Source organism: Azospirillum sp. UENF 211521 (assembly GCF_058780535.1).
In genome coordinates, this window is the sequence record NZ_JBSNCF010000001.1 from 1,351,974 (window position 1) to 1,368,090 (window position 16,117).

Annotated in this window: 14 protein-coding genes; 12 read left to right on the forward strand and 2 right to left on the reverse strand. The window is 68.4% G+C overall.

What is annotated here, in order from left to right:
• The first annotated feature begins 68 nt into the window (after positions 1-68).
• The 4 genes from proS (at position 69) to ACWPN5_RS06330 (ending at position 4,679) form a co-directional block, all read left to right on the forward strand.
• Positions 69-1,382 (forward strand): proline--tRNA ligase, encoded by a 1,314-nt coding sequence (gene proS, locus ACWPN5_RS06315; RefSeq protein WP_200476665.1) that lies wholly within the window; start codon positions 69-71, stop codon positions 1,380-1,382.
• Positions 1,383-1,764: 382 nt separating this feature from the next.
• A complete protein-coding gene (locus ACWPN5_RS06320; protein ID WP_145684910.1) occupies positions 1,765-3,012 on the forward strand; it encodes a lipoprotein-releasing ABC transporter permease subunit in 1,248 nt (415 codons plus the stop codon).
• Complete coding sequence (locus ACWPN5_RS06325; RefSeq protein ID WP_492294852.1) at positions 3,005-3,694, forward strand: ABC transporter ATP-binding protein; 690 nt, start codon at positions 3,005-3,007, stop codon at positions 3,692-3,694. Before ACWPN5_RS06320 ends, ACWPN5_RS06325 begins: the two co-directional genes overlap by 8 nt.
• A gap of 127 nt (positions 3,695-3,821) precedes the next feature.
• Positions 3,822-4,679, forward strand: a complete 858-nt coding sequence (locus ACWPN5_RS06330) for a dienelactone hydrolase family protein (RefSeq protein ID WP_492294854.1) — start codon at positions 3,822-3,824, stop codon at positions 4,677-4,679.
• A gap of 15 nt (positions 4,680-4,694) precedes the next feature.
• Here ACWPN5_RS06330 and ACWPN5_RS06335 read toward each other — a convergent pair whose 3' ends face one another.
• Both ACWPN5_RS06335 and ACWPN5_RS06340 read right to left on the reverse strand, forming a co-directional pair.
• Positions 4,695-5,582 carry an EamA family transporter gene (locus ACWPN5_RS06335; protein ID WP_492294856.1) on the reverse strand — a complete coding sequence of 296 codons (888 nt, stop codon included), beginning with the start codon at positions 5,580-5,582 and terminating at the stop codon, positions 4,695-4,697.
• 80 nt (positions 5,583-5,662) lie between these two features.
• Positions 5,663-6,265 carry a hypothetical protein gene (locus ACWPN5_RS06340; protein ID WP_492294858.1) on the reverse strand — a complete coding sequence of 201 codons (603 nt, stop codon included), beginning with the start codon at positions 6,263-6,265 and terminating at the stop codon, positions 5,663-5,665.
• Between the two features lie 189 nt (positions 6,266-6,454).
• On the opposite strand from ACWPN5_RS06340, the gene dnaE reads away from it, so the two are divergent.
• The 8 genes from dnaE (at position 6,455) to ACWPN5_RS06380 (ending at position 16,115) form a co-directional block, all read left to right on the forward strand.
• Positions 6,455-9,937, forward strand: a complete 3,483-nt coding sequence (dnaE, locus tag ACWPN5_RS06345) for a DNA polymerase III subunit alpha (RefSeq protein ID WP_492296357.1) — start codon at positions 6,455-6,457, stop codon at positions 9,935-9,937.
• A 222-nt stretch (positions 9,938-10,159) separates the two neighbouring features.
• The gene (gene rpsB / locus ACWPN5_RS06350) at positions 10,160-10,954 is read left to right on the forward strand and encodes a 30S ribosomal protein S2 (RefSeq protein ID WP_145684970.1); all 795 of its coding nucleotides are present in this window, start codon (positions 10,160-10,162) and stop codon (positions 10,952-10,954) included.
• 115 nt (positions 10,955-11,069) lie between these two features.
• A complete protein-coding gene (gene tsf / locus ACWPN5_RS06355; protein ID WP_035673097.1) occupies positions 11,070-11,999 on the forward strand; it encodes a translation elongation factor Ts in 930 nt (309 codons plus the stop codon).
• A gap of 54 nt (positions 12,000-12,053) precedes the next feature.
• Entirely contained in the window at positions 12,054-12,809 is a 756-nt protein-coding gene (gene pyrH, locus ACWPN5_RS06360; RefSeq protein ID WP_200477631.1) for a UMP kinase, read from the forward strand.
• Positions 12,810-12,812: 3 nt separating this feature from the next.
• Positions 12,813-13,382, forward strand: coding sequence for a ribosome recycling factor (frr, locus tag ACWPN5_RS06365; protein WP_114858465.1), 570 nt, complete (start codon positions 12,813-12,815; stop codon positions 13,380-13,382).
• A gap of 4 nt (positions 13,383-13,386) precedes the next feature.
• Positions 13,387-14,124, forward strand: coding sequence for an isoprenyl transferase (locus ACWPN5_RS06370; protein WP_145678216.1), 738 nt, complete (start codon positions 13,387-13,389; stop codon positions 14,122-14,124).
• On the forward strand, positions 14,069-14,917 hold the full coding sequence (locus ACWPN5_RS06375; RefSeq protein WP_492294861.1) for a phosphatidate cytidylyltransferase: 849 nt from the start codon (positions 14,069-14,071) through the stop codon (positions 14,915-14,917). The genes ACWPN5_RS06370 and ACWPN5_RS06375 overlap by 56 nt, the downstream gene beginning before the upstream one ends.
• 7 nt (positions 14,918-14,924) lie before the next feature.
• On the forward strand, positions 14,925-16,115 hold the full coding sequence (locus tag ACWPN5_RS06380) for a 1-deoxy-D-xylulose-5-phosphate reductoisomerase (protein ID WP_492294863.1): 1,191 nt from the start codon (positions 14,925-14,927) through the stop codon (positions 16,113-16,115).
• The last annotated feature ends 2 nt before the right edge of the window (positions 16,116-16,117 follow it).

The following is a 16,117-nucleotide window of genomic DNA, read 5'->3' on the forward strand; positions in this document are numbered from 1 at the left end:
AAAGTCGCTCTCCCTGTTGCGGACCGGCGCACCGCCGGACGAATCCCCTCGAAACCGAGAGCAGAGCCATGCGGCTGTCCACCTTCTTCCTGCCGACCCTCAAGGAGACCCCGACCGAGGCGCAGATCGTCTCGCACCGCCTGATGCTGCGGGCCGGGATGATCCGCCAGACCAGCGCCGGCATCTACGCCTGGCTGCCGCTGGGCCATCGGGTCCTGAAGAAGATCGAGCAGATCGTCCGCGAGGAGCAGGACGCCGCCGGCGCCCAGGAACTGCTGATGCCGACCATCCAGTCGGCGGAGCTGTGGAAGGAAAGCGGCCGCTACGACGATTACGGCAAGGAGATGCTGCGCATCACCGATCGTCACGACCGCGAGATGCTGTTCGGTCCCACGAACGAGGAGATGATCACCGACATCTTCCGCGCCTTCGTGAAGAGCTACCGTCAGCTTCCGCTGAACCTCTACCACATCCAGTGGAAGTTCCGGGACGAGATCCGTCCCCGCTTCGGCGTGATGCGCGGGCGCGAGTTCCTGATGAAGGACGCCTACAGCTTCGACATCGACGCGCCCAGCGCCCGGCGCTCCTACCAGAAGATGTTCCTGGCCTATCTGCGCACCTTCGCCCGCATGGGGCTGAAGGCGATCCCGATGCGCGCCGACACCGGCCCCATCGGCGGCGACCTCAGCCACGAGTTCATCATCCTGGCCGAGACCGGCGAGAGCGGCGTCTTCTGCCACAAGGACTGGCTGACCCTGGACGTGCTGCAGAACGCGCCGGGCTTCGACGAGGACCTGCAGCCCTTCTTCGACACCTACACCTCGATCTACGCCGCCACCGACGAGAAGCACGAGCCCGGCAACTGCCCGGTTCCGGAGTCGGACCTGGTGTCGGCGCGCGGCATCGAGGTCGGCCACATCTTCAACTTCGGCACCAAGTATTCGAAGCCGATGAACGCCGTCGTCGCCGGTCCGGGCGGCGAGCCGGTCCCGGTCGAGATGGGCTCCTACGGCATCGGCGTGTCGCGCCTGATGGGCGCCATCATCGAGGCCAGCCACGACGACAACGGCATCATCTGGCCGGACGCCGTGGCGCCCTTCAACGTCGGCCTCGTCAACCTGAAGGTCGGCGACGCCGAGACCGACCGCGTCTGTCAGGAGCTGTACTATAAGCTCCGCGCCAACGGGCTGGACGTGCTGTACGACGACCGCGACGAGCGTCCGGGCGTGAAGTTCGCCGACATGGACCTGATCGGCCTGCCGTGGCAGCTCGTCGTCGGGCCGCGCGGCCTGAAGAACGGCGTGGTCGAGCTGAAGCGCCGGGCCACCGGCGAGAAGCAGGAGCTGTCGGTGGAGAGCGCGCTGGAGAAGCTCTCGGCGTAACACCGTGGGGCGGGGGAGCGGACGCTGTAATCAAAGTTCCGCGTTTTGCCATTTAGCCCTCTCCCCTCTGGGGAGAGGGTGGCCCGGAGGGCCGGTGAGGGGGTTGCGCTTGTGCCGAACGTGGCGCCGCGCGCAACCTCCTCACCCTAACCCTCTCCCCGCTTTCGGCGGACCGAAGGTCCGCCTGTCGCGTCAGCGCAAACTTCGTTTGCGCGTGAGCGGAGGGGAGAGGGGATTTAGGAAGGGGAGGGGTCGCCTTGGAAGGTCGCCCTTTTCCTGCCACGGTTAAGCACTTATGTTGCGGGGCGGCGGACTGGTTTCGGTCCGCCGCCTTTGCTTTTGCCGGGCCTCGACCGCCGGCCTTTCGCTCATCGGGAGCCGCATGATCTTCTCCGCCTTTGAACGCATGGTCGCGATGCGCTATCTGCGGGCGCGCCGCCAGGAAGGGTTCATCTCGGTCATCGCGGGATTCTCGCTGCTGGGCATCGCGCTCGGCGTGGCGACGCTGATCATCGTGATGTCGGTGATGAACGGCTTCCGGGCGGAACTGCTGGGCCGCGTGCTCGGCCTGAACGGCCACCTCAACGTCTACAGCGTCCGCGGCGGTCCGCTGCCCGACTACGACCCGCTGGTGCAGCGGCTCCAGGGCGTGCCCGGTGTGGTCGGCGTGACGCCGACGGTCGAGGGCCAAGCGCTGGTGTCGGTGCGCGGCGTCGCCTCCGGCGCGGTGGTGCGCGGGGTGCGGCCGGAGGATTTCCGGGTGCGGCCGACGCTGTCGCGCAACATCGTGCGCGGCACGGCCGACGCCTTCGGCGAGGACAACATTGCCATCGGCATCCGCATGGCGCAGCGGCTTGGTCTGGCGGTCGGCGACCAGCTCACCCTGATCGCGCCGCAGGGCAACGTCACCGCCTTCGGCACCGTGCCGCGGATGCGCAGCTTCACCATCGGCGCGGTGTTCGACGTCGGCATGTTCGAGTACGACAACAGCTTCATCTTCCTGCCCTTGCCGGAGGCCCAGGCCTTCTTCCGCACGGGCGAGGCGGTGACCTCGCTGGAGGTCTTCGTCAGCGACCCGACGCAGATCCGCGCGGCGCGCGACGCCATCCAGGCGGCGGTGGCCGGGGTGGGGCGGGTGGTCGACTGGCAGCAGTCCAACGCCAGCTTCTTCACGGCGCTCCAGGTCGAGCGCAACGTGATGTTCCTGATCCTGTCGCTGATTATCACGGTGGCGGCCTTCAACATCATCTCCAGCCTGATCATGCTGGTGAAGGACAAGGGGCGGGACATCGCCATCCTGCGCACCATGGGCGCCACCCGCGGCATGATCATGCGCATCTTCTTCCTGTCCGGCGCCTCGGTGGGGGTGGCGGGGACGCTGGTGGGGGTGGCGCTCGGCGTGTCCTTCGCGCTGAACATCGAGACGATCCGCCAGGGCATCCAGGCGCTGACCGGCACCAACCTGTTCAACGCCGAGATCTATTTCCTGTCGCAGCTGCCGGCGAAGATCGACTGGTCGGAGGTGGTCCAGGTCACGCTGATGGCGCTGGGCCTGTCCTTCGCGGCCACGGTCTACCCATCCTGGCGTGCGGCCCGTCTCGATCCGGTGGAGGCCCTGCGCTATGAGTGAGCCGATGCTGGAACTGTCGGGGATCGTCCGCACCTTCGAGCAGGCGGGGACGGAGCTTCAGGTGCTGCGCGGGGCGGAGCTGACCGTCCACGCGGGCGAGCTGGTCGCGCTGGTCGGCCCGTCGGGCGCCGGCAAATCGACCCTGCTGCACATCGCCGGCCTGCTGGAGCGGCCGACCGCCGGCACCGTGCGGATCGCCGGGACCGACGTGTCCGCCCTGGACGACGGGAAGCGGACGGAGGTGCGCCGCCGCTCGGTCGGCTTCGTCTACCAGTTCCACCATCTGCTGCCGGAATTCTCCGCGCTGGAGAACATCGTGCTGCCGCAGATGATCAACGGCGTGGCGAAGCGCACCGCCCGCGAGCGCGCCATGGAACTGCTGCGCATGGTCGGGCTGGAACCGCGCGCCGGGCACCGTCCGGCACGCCTGTCGGGCGGCGAGCAGCAGCGGGTCGCCATCGCCCGTGCGCTGGCCAACGGGCCGGGCCTGCTGATCGCCGACGAGCCGACGGGCAACCTCGACCCGCACACGGCGGAGGGGGTCTTCGCCATGCTGACCTCCATCGTCCGGCAGGCCCGCGTCGGCGCGCTGATCGCCACCCACAACCTCGAGCTTGCCAACCGCATGGACCGGGTGCTCGAAATGAGCGACGGCCTTCTCGTGGAGCATGCAGGGGTTTGACCGCCAATTGCGGCGCGGCCGCGTGATCGGCCAAACCGCGTAAGAGTGGCATCGCCGTTCGGCGGATTGGTGATCGGTGCGTCCTGGGGCAGACTTCGCGCAACTCAACAAGGAGGGACCGGAGTCCATGGATCAGAAGATCATCGATCTGTACGACGAGTACACCCACCGGCCGCTGCCGCGCCGCGTCTTCCTGGAGCGGCTGGCGGTGCTGGCGGGCAGCGCGGCGGCCATTCCGGCGATCCTCTCCCAGATCGAGCCGAACTACGCCCTGGCCGCCGAGGTTCCGGAGGACGACAGCCGAATCGCCACGGACCGCGTCACCTTCCAGGGCGCGACCGGCGACGTTCAGGCCTACCGGGCCCGCCCGAAGCTGGCCGAGCAAGCGCCGTCGGTGGTGGTGATCCACGAGAACCGCGGCTTGAACCCTTACATCGAGGACGTGACGCGGCGGTTGGCGGTGGCCGGCTTCGTCGCCATGGCCCCGGATTTGCTGTCCCCGCTCGGCGGCACCCCGCAGGACCCCGACCGCGCCCGCGAGATGATCGGCCAGCTTGACCCCGACAAGACGGTGAACAACCTGATCGCGTCGATGAGCGACCTGATGGCCTATCGCTACTCCAACGCCAAGGTGGGGGCCATCGGCTTCTGCTGGGGCGGCGGCATGACCAACCGGTTGGCCATCAAGGCGCCGGACCTCAAGGCGGGCGTCGTCTTCTACGGCCCGGCGCCGGACCCGACGCTGGTCACCACGATCAAGGCGCCGCTCCAGCTCCATTACGCCGGGCTGGACAACAATGTGAACGCCAAGGTCCCGGCCTATGAGGAGGCGCTGAAGAAGGGCGGCAAGTCCTACGAACTCTTCATGTACGACAACGTGAATCACGCCTTCCACAACGACACGTCGGCGGAGCGCTACAACAAGGAGGCGGCGGACCTCGCCTGGGGCCGGTCCGTGGAGTTCCTGAAGAAGAACCTGACCTGACCGGTCAGCGCCGAATCAGGGCCGGTGGGTGGCGGGCCGTGCGGAGGGCAGCTTCAGCACGGCCACCGCCAGCCCGGCAAGCACCAGAAGCGCGCCGGCCATCTTCAGCGGGGTGAAGCTCTCCCCCAGGACCAGCGCGCTGGAACTCATGCCGAAGACCGGCACCAGCAGCGAGAAGGGCGCCACCAGGCTCGCCGGGTAATGGCGCAGCAGGAAGCCCCAGGCGGCGAAGCCGAACAGCGTCGCCCCGAAGGCGATGTAGGCGACCGCCCCGACGCCCAGCGGAGTCAGATGGGTCAGGGCTTGCCACGCCCGGTCCGGCCCCTCCATCCCCAGCGACAGCAGCAGCAACGGGATCGGCGGCACCACGCTGACCCACAGCATCATGCGGAACAGGTCCGGCGCCTTGGCCTGCTTCATCAGCAGGTTCGCCACGCCCCAGGTGGCCGCCGCGGCGATGACCAGCCCCAGCCCGAGCAGCGATTCGCCGGCCGGCATCTCAAGAGCGATCAGGCCAATCCCGGCGAAGGCGACCGCCATGCCCAGCATCTGCTTCGGTCCGGGCCGTTCGCCCAGCACCGCCGCGGCGAACAGGGCGGTGAAGAAGGCCTGCGACTGCAGCACCAGCGACGACAGCCCCGCCGGCATGCCGATGTCCATCCCGACGAACAGCAGCGAGAACTTCACCACTCCCAGCACCATCCCGATGCTGAGGATGAAGCGCCAGGGCACCGGCGGACCGCCGCGGACGCCCAGAACGACAAGCGGCAGCGCCGCCAGCGCGAAGCGCAGGGCGCAGAACAGGATCGGCGGGAAATCCGCGAGGCCGACCTTGATGGCGACGAAGTTGAAGCCCCAGATTGCCGCGACGGCAAGAGCCAGAGCGATGTGGGCGGTGCGCATGGAACCGAGGCTAGCTCCGCAGGGCCCGGCGGTCAACGCGGCGCAATGGCACGCGCCGCGGGTGCGATCGTCGAATCTGTTTACTTATCCGTGTGCAGGATGCGGCACTCGTCCAGGGCGGCCAACGCCCAGGAGGAGCCGCCGAGATTGACGTCGCCGATCTCCGTCCCGCCGCCGTCCCGCTGCAGCGTCACCGCGCGCGACCGCATGAAGGGTTCGAAGAGATCCTCGTACTTCGGCAACTCGACCGGCACCACCACGCCGCCGTCGGGCAGGGGGCTGGCGTCCAGCGCCATGGTCTCGCCGTCGGGGAAGATGGCGGTCAGGCGGCTTTCGGTGTCCTTGCCGGCCTGGGCGTGCTGGTCGGCGTTGACCAGCATCGCCGCGCCCTTCGCCGTCGCCCGGAAGGAGAGGGGGGAGGAGTCGTCCGTCCGCGTGGCGTAGCAATAGGCCGAGCCGGTCTTGGTCGCCGGATGGACCCGCACGACCCAGCCCTTGTTCTGCGCGACGACGCGCCCCGGCGCGTCGGACAGGGGGGAAGCGGGCGAGGCGGTCGGCGGCGGCCGGTGGGTCTGCTCCGCGGACGGCGCGGGGGCGCCGGTGGTCTGGCAAGCCGTGAGGAGCGTGGCCGCCAGCACCGCCAGGACGGCGCTGGAGCGGATGCGGCGCATGGAACGGGTCATTCTCGGATCGTGTCTCTGCCTCTTTCGATAGCACGAACACGCATGATCGGGGAATCTTCCCTTTCCCCGACCGGGTTGGCGCATCGCCGCATGGCCGGGCCCGCGCTTGGTCCCTTGCGGTGCGGAGCAGGATGCGCGACGACTAGGAGAGACGTCCCCCTTTCGCTGGAACCGGTGCCCATCCCCGCCATGCCCCACGCCGACTTCATCCACCTGCGCGTCCACTCCGCCTATTCCCTGTCCGAGGGCGCCATCAAGGTGAAGGAGCTGGTCAAGCTCTGCCAGAAGAAGGGGATGCCGGCGGTCGCCGTGACCGACACCGGCAACCTGTTCGGCGCTCTGGAGTTCGCGCTGGCCGCCGCGGATTCGGGCGTGCAGCCGATCATCGGCACGGTTCTGGGCATCACCCGAGTCGGTCCCGCCAACGGCAAGCCGGGCCTGCCGGGCAAGGCGGCGTCGGTCCCTGACCAGCTCGTCCTGCTCTGCCAGACCGACGAGGGCTACCGGAACCTGATGAAGCTGGTGTCCAAGGCCTTCCTGGAATCGGACCCGATGGCCGGACCGCAGATCCCGCTGGACGCTCTGGAGGGCCATTCGGCCGGGCTGATCGCGCTGACCGGCGGCCCTGCCGGCTCGGTCGGCCGGCTGCTGGGCGAGGGGCAGAAGGATCTGGCGCTGGAGGTTCTGGAGCGGTTGAAACGGCTGTTCCCCGGCCGGCTCTACGTCGAGCTGCAGCGCCACCGCGACCATTTCGCGGTGATCGAGGACGCCATCGAGCCGGCGCTGATCGACCTCGCCTACGCCCACGACCTGCCGCTGGTCGCCACCAACGACTGCTACTTCGCGACCGAGGACATGTACGAGGCGCACGACGCGCTGCTCTGCATCGCCGAGGGTGCCTACATCAGCCAGACCGAGCGCCGCCGCCTGACCCCCGACCACCGCTTCAAGTCGGCCGAGGAGATGCGGGACCTGTTCAAGGACCTGCCGGAGGCGGTTGACAACACGGTCGCCATCGCCCGGCGCTGCTCCTTCCTGCTGAAGCCGATCAAGCCCATCCTGCCGCCCTTCCCCTGCGAGGGCGGCCGCGACGAAGGGGAGGAACTGCGCGCCCAGTCCCGCGAGGGTCTGGAGATGCGGCTGAACAGCGTCGTCTACACCCCGGACATGACGCCGGAGCAGCGCGAAGAGACCCGCAAGACCTACTTCGAGCGGCTGGAGTTCGAGCTGGACGTCATCGTGTCGATGAAGTTCCCCGGCTACTTTCTGATCGTGTCGGACTTCATCAAGTGGGCCAAGTCGCACGACATCCCGGTGGGGCCGGGCCGCGGTTCGGGCGCGGGCTCGGTCGTCGCCTGGGCGCTGACCATCACCGACCTGGATCCGCTGCGCTTCGGCCTGCTGTTCGAGCGCTTCCTGAATCCCGAACGCGTGTCGATGCCCGACTTCGATGTGGACTTCTGCCAGGATCGCCGCGAAGAGGTGATCCGCTACGTCCAGGACAAGTACGGCTACGACCGCGTCGCCCAGATCATCACCTTCGGTAAGCTGCAGGCCCGCGCCGTGCTGCGCGACGTCGGGCGCGTGCTGCAGATGCCCTACGGGCAGGTGGACAAGATCTGCAAGCTGGTGCCGAACAACCCGGCCAACCCGGTGACGCTCCAGCAGGCGCTCGACAGCGAGGAGATGCTGCGCCAAGCCCGCGACGGCGACGAGACGGTGGCGCGCCTCGTCAACATCGCGCTGAAGCTGGAGGGACTCTACCGCCACGCCTCGACCCACGCGGCGGGCGTGGTGATCGGCGACCGGCCGCTGCACGATCTGGTGCCGCTGTACCGAGACCCGCGCTCCGACATGCCGGTCACCCAGTTCAACATGAAGTTCGTCGAGCAGGCCGGGCTGGTGAAGTTCGACTTCCTCGGTCTGAAGACGCTGACCGTGCTGAAGACGGCGGTGGACCTGATCCCCGAGAAGCCGGACCTGACCACCGTCACGCTGGACGACCCCCGAAGCTACGAGATCCTGGGCCGCGCCGAATCGACCGGCGTGTTCCAGCTGGAAAGCTCGGGCATGCGCGACGTGCTGCGCCGGCTGAAGCCGAACCGGCTGGAGGACATCATCGCGCTGGTGTCGCTCTACCGCCCCGGCCCGATGGACAACATCCCCAAATACATCAAGGTGAAGAACGGGGAGGAGCTGCCCGACTACATGAATCCGGCCCTGGAGCCGATCCTGAAGGAGACCTTCGGGATCATGATCTACCAGGAGCAGGTCATGCAGATCGCCCAGGTGCTGTCCGGCTATTCGCTGGGCGGCGCCGATCTTCTGCGCCGCGCCATGGGCAAGAAGATCAAGGAGGAGATGGACAAGGAGCGCGACAAGTTCGTCGTCGGCGCCAAGGACAAGGGCGTGGACCCCGACCAGGCCAGCATGATCTTCGATCAGGTGGCCAAGTTCGCCGGCTACGGCTTCAACAAGAGCCACGCCGCCGCCTACGCCCTGGTCGCCTACCACACCGCCTATCTGAAGGCGAACCACCCGGTGGAGTTCATGGCGGCGTCGATGACGCTCGACCTCGGCAACACCGACAAGCTGAACGTCTTCCGGCAGGAGCTGGTGCGGCTGAAGATCAAGCTGCTGACTCCGGACATCAACAAGTCCGACAGCATCTTCGGGGTCGAGGCGCTGCCCGACGGCACCAAGGCGGTGCGCTACGCGCTGGCCGCGGTGAAGGGCGTCGGCCTGCCGGCCATGAAGGCGGTGGTGGAGGAGCGGCGCAAGAACGGCCCTTACAAGAGCCTCTTCGACTTCGCCCGCCGCCTCGACCTGAAGACCATCAACAAGCGCCAGCTCGAAAACCTGACCTGCGCCGGCGCCTTCGACGGCATCAACCCGAACCGCGCCCAGGTGCACGCGGCGCTGGAGACGCTGATCCGCTACGCCCAGGCCGAGGCGGCGGAGCGCGACAGCGGCATCGGCAACCTGTTCGGCGGCGCCGGGGGCGGGCTGAAGGAGCCGGACCTGCCCAAGGTCAAGGAATGGGAGCCGTTGGAGAAGCTGAAGCACGAGTTCGGCGCCATCGGCTTCTACCTGTCCGCCCACCCGCTGGACGCCTTCGCCGGGCCGTTGGCCCGCATGAGGGTGGTGCGATCGGCGGACCTCGCCACCGCGGTGACCGGCGGCGGCTCGACCCGACGCAGCGTCGCCGGCATCGTGGTCAGCCGCAAGGAGAAGACGGCGAAGTCCGGCAACCGCTTCGCCTTCGTGGAACTGTCCGACGGCAGCGGCGGCTACGAGGTGACGGTCTTCTCCGAGGTGCTGGCGACCAACCGCGACCTGCTGGAGGCCGGGCGACCGGTGCTGATGACCGTGGACGTCCAGATGAACGGCGAGGACATCCGCCTGACCTGCCAGGAGGTGAAGCCGCTGGAGGACGCCGTCGCCCAGGTCTCGGACGGCCTGAAGGTGGTGGTGCGCGACGGCGGGCCGGTGGAGAGCATCCGCGGCATGCTGGAGCGGCTGACCCGCGGCAAGGGCAAGATCCACCTGCTGGTCGAGATCGACCCGCTGAAGGAGGTGGAGATCCAGCTCCCCGGCTCCTTCAACATCACCAACCAGAGCCGCGCCGCGCTGAAGGCGGTGCCGGGGGTGGTCGAGGTGGTGGAGCTGTAAAGAACGCGCTTACCAGGACGAAGCGGTGCGCGATGCACCGCATTCGGCGCCAACCAATTGGCAAACCGGTGTTGCCAAAGCGGTTGCGGCGGGCTATGTAAGCGCCGTCGTCAAAACCTCACGCGGGCTGGCGGTCCCTCGGCTTTACCCCGATGGCCCGATCCGGTGTCCTGTCAAACGGACAGTGCCCGCGGCGGAGCAACCGGAAAAGGACTTTTCCAAATGGCTATTCCGTCTTTCACCATGCGCCAGCTGCTCGAAGCCGGCGTCCACTTCGGTCACCACACCCGTCGCTGGAACCCGAAGATGGGCACGTACATCTTCGGCGTGCGCAACGGTGTGCACATCATCGACCTGGAGCAGACCGTCCCGGCGCTGCACCGCGCCCTGCAGGCCGTCCGTGACGTCGTCGCCGGCGGCGGCCGCGTCCTGTTCGTCGGCACCAAGCGCCAGGCCCAGGAGAAGGTGGCCGAGGCCGCGTCGAAGTGCGGCCAGTACTACGTCAACCACCGCTGGCTCGGCGGCATGCTGACCAACTGGAAGACCATCTCCCAGTCGATCAAGCGCCTGCGCGAGATGGAAGAGCGTCTGGGCGGCGACACCTCGGGCCTGACCAAGCGCGAAATCCTCGAGCTGACTCGCGAGCGCGACAAGCTGGAGCGCGCGCTGGGCGGCATCAAGGAGATGGGCGGCCTGCCGGACGTCCTCTTCATCATCGACACCAACAAGGAGTCGATCGCGGTCAAGGAAGCCAACAAGCTCGGCATCCCGGTCATCGCGGTGATCGACAGCAACTCCGATCCGGACGGCGTGGCCTTCCCGATCCCGGGCAACGACGACGCCCTGCGCGCCATCGACCTGTACTGCGAGCTGGTGAACGGCGCCGTGCTCGACGGTCTGCAGGCCGAGATGAGCGCCGCCGGCATCGACGTCGGCTCCTCCGAGGAGGCTCCGGCCGAGCAGCTGCCGGAAGAGGAAGCGGAAGAGGCCGCGCCGGCTGAGCAAGCCCAGGCCTGATCCCGGTGATACGGGGCAGCCGGGCCTTATGACCTATGGCCCGGCTGCCTTTTTTATGAGTTGTTAGGATCAACCCGATCCGCTTGGATCCGTTCGGAAGGAAGAGGGCGAAACCATGGCCGAGATTACCGCCGCGCTCGTCAAGGAACTGCGCGAGAAGACCGGCGCGGGCATGATGGACTGCAAGAAGGCGCTGGCCGAGACCCAGGGCGACCTCGAGGGCGCCGTTGACTGGCTGCGCAAGAAGGGCCTCGCCGCCGCCGCCAAGAAGTCCGGCCGCGTCGCCGCCGAGGGTCTGGTCGCCGTCGCCACCGCCGGCACCGCGGGCGCCGTCGTCGAGGTGAACGCCGAGACCGACTTCGTCGCGCGCAACGACAAGTTCCAGGCCTTCTCCCTGAAGGCCGCCGAGCTGGTCCTGTCCGGTTCGGGCGACGTCGAGGGTCTGAAGGGCACCGCCTATCCGGACGCCGGCCGCACGGTCCAGGAAGAGCTGACCAACCTGATCGCCACCATCGGCGAGAACATGAACATCCGCCGCTCGGCCAAGCTGTCGGTTCCGGCGGGCGTCGTCGTGTCCTACGTCCACTCGGCCATCGCGCCGGGCCTTGGCAAGATCGGCGTTCTGGTCGCCCTGGAGTCGACCGGCGACGTCGCCAAGCTGAACGAGCTGGGCAAGCAGGTCGCGATGCACATCGCCGCCGCCCGTCCGGATGCCCTGGACATCGCCGACGTCGACACCTCCGCCCTGGAGCGTGAGCGCAACGTGCTCGCCGAGCAGGCCCGCGCCTCGGGCAAGCCGGAGAACATTGTCGAGAAGATGCTCGAAGGCCGCATCCGCAAGTACTACGAGGAAGTGGTGCTGCTGGAGCAGACCTACGTCATCGACGGCGAGACCAAGGTCCGCAAGGTCGTGGAGAACGCCGCCAAGGACGTCGGCGCCCCGGTCAAGGTGACGGGCTTCGTCCGCTTCGCGCTGGGCGAGGGCATCGAGAAGGCGGAGAGCGATTTCGCCGCCGAAGTCGCCGCCGCCGCCGGCCAGAAGTAAGGACCCGGCGTTCCGCCGCACGCACTCTTCACACAAACCGGGAGAAAGCCCCCCATGGCCCAGACCACCGGGACCACCGAGCCGGTTGACGGCATCCGCTTCAAACGAGTCCTGCTGAAGGTGTCGGGCGAGGCGTTGATGGGTCAGCGCGACTACGGCCTCGACCCGGAGGTGGTCAACCGCGTCGCCAACGAGGTGAAGGCGGTGATCCAGCTGGGCGTCCAGGTCAGCCTGGTCATCGGCGGGGGCAACATCTTCCGCGGGGTGAAGGGTGCGGCGAGCGGCATGGAGCGCGCCTCGGCCGACTACATCGGGATGCTCGCCACCGTGATGAACGCCCTGTCGATGCAGAGCGCTCTGGAGCGGATGGGCGTGGCGACCCGCGTGCAGTCGGCCATCCCCATGTCGTCGGTGTGCGAGCCCTACATCCGGCGCCGCGCCATCCGGCACATGGAAAAGGGCCGCGTGGTGATCTTCGCCGCCGGCACCGGCAACCCCTTCTTCACCACCGACACCGCCGCCGCGCTGCGCGCGTCGGAGATGGGCTGCGACGCTCTGCTGAAGGGCACGCAGGTGGACGGCGTCTACACCGCCGACCCGAAGAAGGTGAAGGACGCGCAGCGTTACGAGCGCCTGAACTATCTTGAAGTTCTGGCGAACGACCTGCAGGTGATGGACGCCTCCGCGATCTCCTTGGCGCGTGAGAGCCACATCCCCATACTCGTGTTCTCGATCCACACCCCCGGCGCCTTCGCCGAGGTGATGCAGGGCCGGGGCAAGTTTACGATCATCAACGAAGAAACGGAGTGAGCCGTGGCTGCGCCTGATACATCGGACCTCCAGTCGGATCTCAAGCGCCGCATGGAAGGAGCGCTTGAGGCGTTTCGCAAGGAGTTGAGCGGCCTGCGCACCGGCCGCGCCTCCGCCAGCCTGCTTGAGCCCGTCACCATCGAGGCTTACGGCGCGAGGATGCACCTCAAGGAGGTCGGCACCGTCAGCGTGCCGGAGCCGCGCCTGATCGTCGTGCAGGTCTGGGACCGCGGCATGGTCAAGGCCGTGGAGAAGGGCATCCGCGATTCGGGCCTCGGCCTGAACCCGCAGACGGAAGGCCAGTCGATCCGCGTGCCGCTGCCCGACCTGACGCAGGAGCGCCGCAAGGAACTCGCCAAGGTCGCCCACAAGTACGCCGAGCAGGCCCGCGTCGCCGTGCGCAACGTGCGCCGCGACGGCATGGACGGCCTGAAGAAGGCCGAGAAGGCCGGCGACATCTCGCAGGACGAGCACAAGGGGCTCGGCGAGAAGGTCCAGGCGCTCACCGACCAGTACATCAAGCTGGTCGACGATGCGCTTGCGGCGAAAGAAAAGGACATCATGCAGGTCTGACGGCATGCGCGACGCGGAAGACAGCCGCCCCCTGCGCCCGCCCGCGCACGTGGCCGTGATCATGGACGGCAACGGGCGCTGGGCGAAGTCCAGAGGGCTGCCCCGCACCGCCGGCCATAAAAAGGGCGTGGACGCCGTCCGCCGGACGGTCGAAGCCGCGGGCGAGCTGGGGATCGGCTATCTGACGATCTTCAGTTTCTCGTCCGAGAACTGGCGTCGGCCGGAGGAGGAGGTGTCCGACCTCATGCAGCTCCTGCGCTTCTACCTGCGCAGCGAGATTGCCGACCTCCACCGCAACGGCGTGCGCCTGCGCGTCATCGGCGACCGGGCCCGCCTGTCCAAGGACATCGTCGGCCTGATCGACAACGCCGAGGCCCTCACGCGCGACAACCGCAAGCTGACCCTCGTGGTGGCGTTGAGCTACGGCTCCCGCCAGGAGATCACGCTGGCGGCTCGGCGTCTGGCCGAGGAGGTGAGGGCGGGGACGCTCGACCCCGCGGACATCACCGAGGATCGGCTGTCCGAGCGCCTGTTCACCGCCGACATCCCGGACCCCGACCTGATCGTCCGCACCAGCGGCGAAAAGCGCATCAGCAACTTCCTGCTCTGGCAGGCGGCGTATGCCGAGCTGGTCTTCGTGGACACGCTCTGGCCTGACTTTTCCAAGCGCGACCTGGAGGCGGCGATTGAAGAGTTCCACCGACGGGAACGTCGCTTCGGCGCAACCACCGGCACCCGCTAAATCCGGCGACCTGAAGACGCGCGCCATCTCGGCGCTCGTTCTGGCCCCGCTCGTCCTCGCCGCGGTCTGGGCCGGCGGCTGGGTGTTTTACGCCCTGATCGCGCTCGGCGCCGTGGCCTCCGCCGTGGAGTGGGGCAACCTCGTCCCCTGCCGTCGCAAGGGTGCCGCCATCGCGTTATCGGTGGCCGGCGTCCTGCTGGCGCTGGCCGCGCAGATCGCCGCCGGGCCCTGGGCGGCCGTCGTCGTCGCCATCCTGGCCACCGCCGGCGTCGCGCTGGCGTCGGGCGGACCGGACCGCGGCCTGTCCGGCGGCGGTCTCCTCTACATCGTCGCCGGTCTGGCCGGCCTGATGTGGCTGCGCGACGATCCGGACTCCGGCCTCGCCCTGTTCCTCTTCACCATGCTCGGCGTCTGGGCGACCGACATCGGCGCCTACGCCGCCGGCCGCAGCATCGGCGGGCCAAAGCTGGCCCCGCGCATCAGTCCCAAGAAGACCTGGGCCGGCCTGATCGGCGGCATGGCCTCCTCCGCCCTGGTGGGGTGGGGGGTGGCTCTGGCCGCGGGCGCGCAACGGCCGTTGCTGGCTCTTGCGGTGGGCGCCGTCCTCGCCGTGGTGGCGCAAGCGGGCGACCTCTTCGAATCCGCGGTCAAACGCCGTTACAACGTGAAGGACAGCGGCCATCTCATTCCTGGTCACGGGGGAATCCTGGACCGCATCGACGGGCTGCTCAGCGCGGCTCCGGTGCTGGCCCTGTTCCACGCGACCATCGGCACGGCAATCGCATGGTGGTGACGGGGTTATGGTTGTGAAGGCTGAAGGGGCGGTGGACGCGCCGCGCCGCGTGACGATCTTCGGGTCGACCGGATCGGTCGGCACGCAGACGGTGGACCTCGTCGCCCGCGATCCGGAGCGCTTCCCGGTGGAGGCACTGACCGCCAACCGCAACGTCGCCCTCCTCGCCGAGCAGGCGCGGCAACTCCGCCCCAGACTGGCCGTGGTCGCCGACCCCGCCGCCTACGCCGACCTCAAGGCGGCGCTGGCCGGCACCGGGGTCGAGGCGGCCGCCGGGCCGCAGGCGGTGGCCGAGGCCGCGGAGCGCCCCGCCGACTGGGTGATGGCCGCCATCGTCGGCGCCGCCGGGTTGGAGCCCACGCTGGCCGCCGTGCGCCGCGGCGCCTGCGTCGCCTTCGCCAACAAGGAGGTTCTGGTCTGCGCCGGCGCCCTGATGATGGAGGAGGTGCGCCGCCACGGCGCCAACCTGCTGCCGGTCGACAGCGAGCATTCGGCGATCTACCAGGTCTTCGATTTCGACCGTCTGGACAGTGTGCAGCGCCTGATCCTGACGGCGTCCGGCGGCCCCTTCCGGACCAGGGACCGCGCCTTCATGGCCGCGGCGACGCGCGAGCAGGCGGTGGCCCATCCGACCTGGGAGATGGGCGCCAAGATCTCCATCGACAGCGCCACCATGATGAACAAGGGGCTGGAGATCATCGAGGCGCATTTCCTCTTCGGGATTCCCGAGGTGAAGATCGACGTGCTGGTCCATCCCCAATCGGTCGTGCATTCGCTGGTCGAGTATGTGGACGGCTCGGTCCTGGCGCAGCTCGGCACGCCGGACATGCGCACGCCGATCGCCTACGCGCTCGGCTGGCCGGCGCGCATCCCGACGCCCGCCGAGCGGCTGGACCTCGTCAAGGCCGCCACCCTGACTTTCGAGGCCCCGGACCCCGAGCGATTCCCGGCCCTGAGGCTCGCCCGGGCCGCCTTGCAAAGCGGTGGGGGCGCTCCTACTATTCTCAGTGCCGCCAACGAGGTGGCTGTGCAGGCGTTCCTCGACCGCCGGATCGGCTTTCTCGACATCGAACGGATCGTCGAGGGGGTGTTGGGCACACTGCCGCACCGGCCGCTCCGCGACCTGGGCGCGGTGCGCGACACCGACGCCGAGGCGCGCCGCGTCGCGGCGGACCGGGTCGAGGCGCTGGCACGCTAGAG

Bases quoted from the DNA above. Each gene is read 5' to 3' on its own strand.
- proS (WP_200476665.1), top strand. From the start codon at position 69: ATGCGGCTGTCCACCTTCTTCCTGCCGACCCTCAAGGAGACCCCGACC.
- ACWPN5_RS06320 (WP_145684910.1), top strand. From the start codon at position 1,765: ATGATCTTCTCCGCCTTTGAACGCATGGTCGCGATGCGCTATCTGCGG.
- ACWPN5_RS06325 (WP_492294852.1), top strand. From the start codon at position 3,005: ATGAGTGAGCCGATGCTGGAACTGTCGGGGATCGTCCGCACCTTCGAG.
- ACWPN5_RS06330 (WP_492294854.1), top strand. From the start codon at position 3,822: ATGGATCAGAAGATCATCGATCTGTACGACGAGTACACCCACCGGCCG.
- ACWPN5_RS06335 (WP_492294856.1), bottom strand. From the start codon at position 5,582: ATGCGCACCGCCCACATCGCTCTGGCTCTTGCCGTCGCGGCAATCTGG.
- ACWPN5_RS06340 (WP_492294858.1), bottom strand. From the start codon at position 6,265: ATGACCCGTTCCATGCGCCGCATCCGCTCCAGCGCCGTCCTGGCGGTG.
- dnaE (WP_492296357.1), top strand. From the start codon at position 6,455: ATGCCCCACGCCGACTTCATCCACCTGCGCGTCCACTCCGCCTATTCC.
- rpsB (WP_145684970.1), top strand. From the start codon at position 10,160: ATGGCTATTCCGTCTTTCACCATGCGCCAGCTGCTCGAAGCCGGCGTC.
- tsf (WP_035673097.1), top strand. From the start codon at position 11,070: ATGGCCGAGATTACCGCCGCGCTCGTCAAGGAACTGCGCGAGAAGACC.
- pyrH (WP_200477631.1), top strand. From the start codon at position 12,054: ATGGCCCAGACCACCGGGACCACCGAGCCGGTTGACGGCATCCGCTTC.
- ACWPN5_RS06370 (WP_145678216.1), top strand. From the start codon at position 13,387: ATGCGCGACGCGGAAGACAGCCGCCCCCTGCGCCCGCCCGCGCACGTG.
- ACWPN5_RS06380 (WP_492294863.1), top strand. From the start codon at position 14,925: ATGGTTGTGAAGGCTGAAGGGGCGGTGGACGCGCCGCGCCGCGTGACG.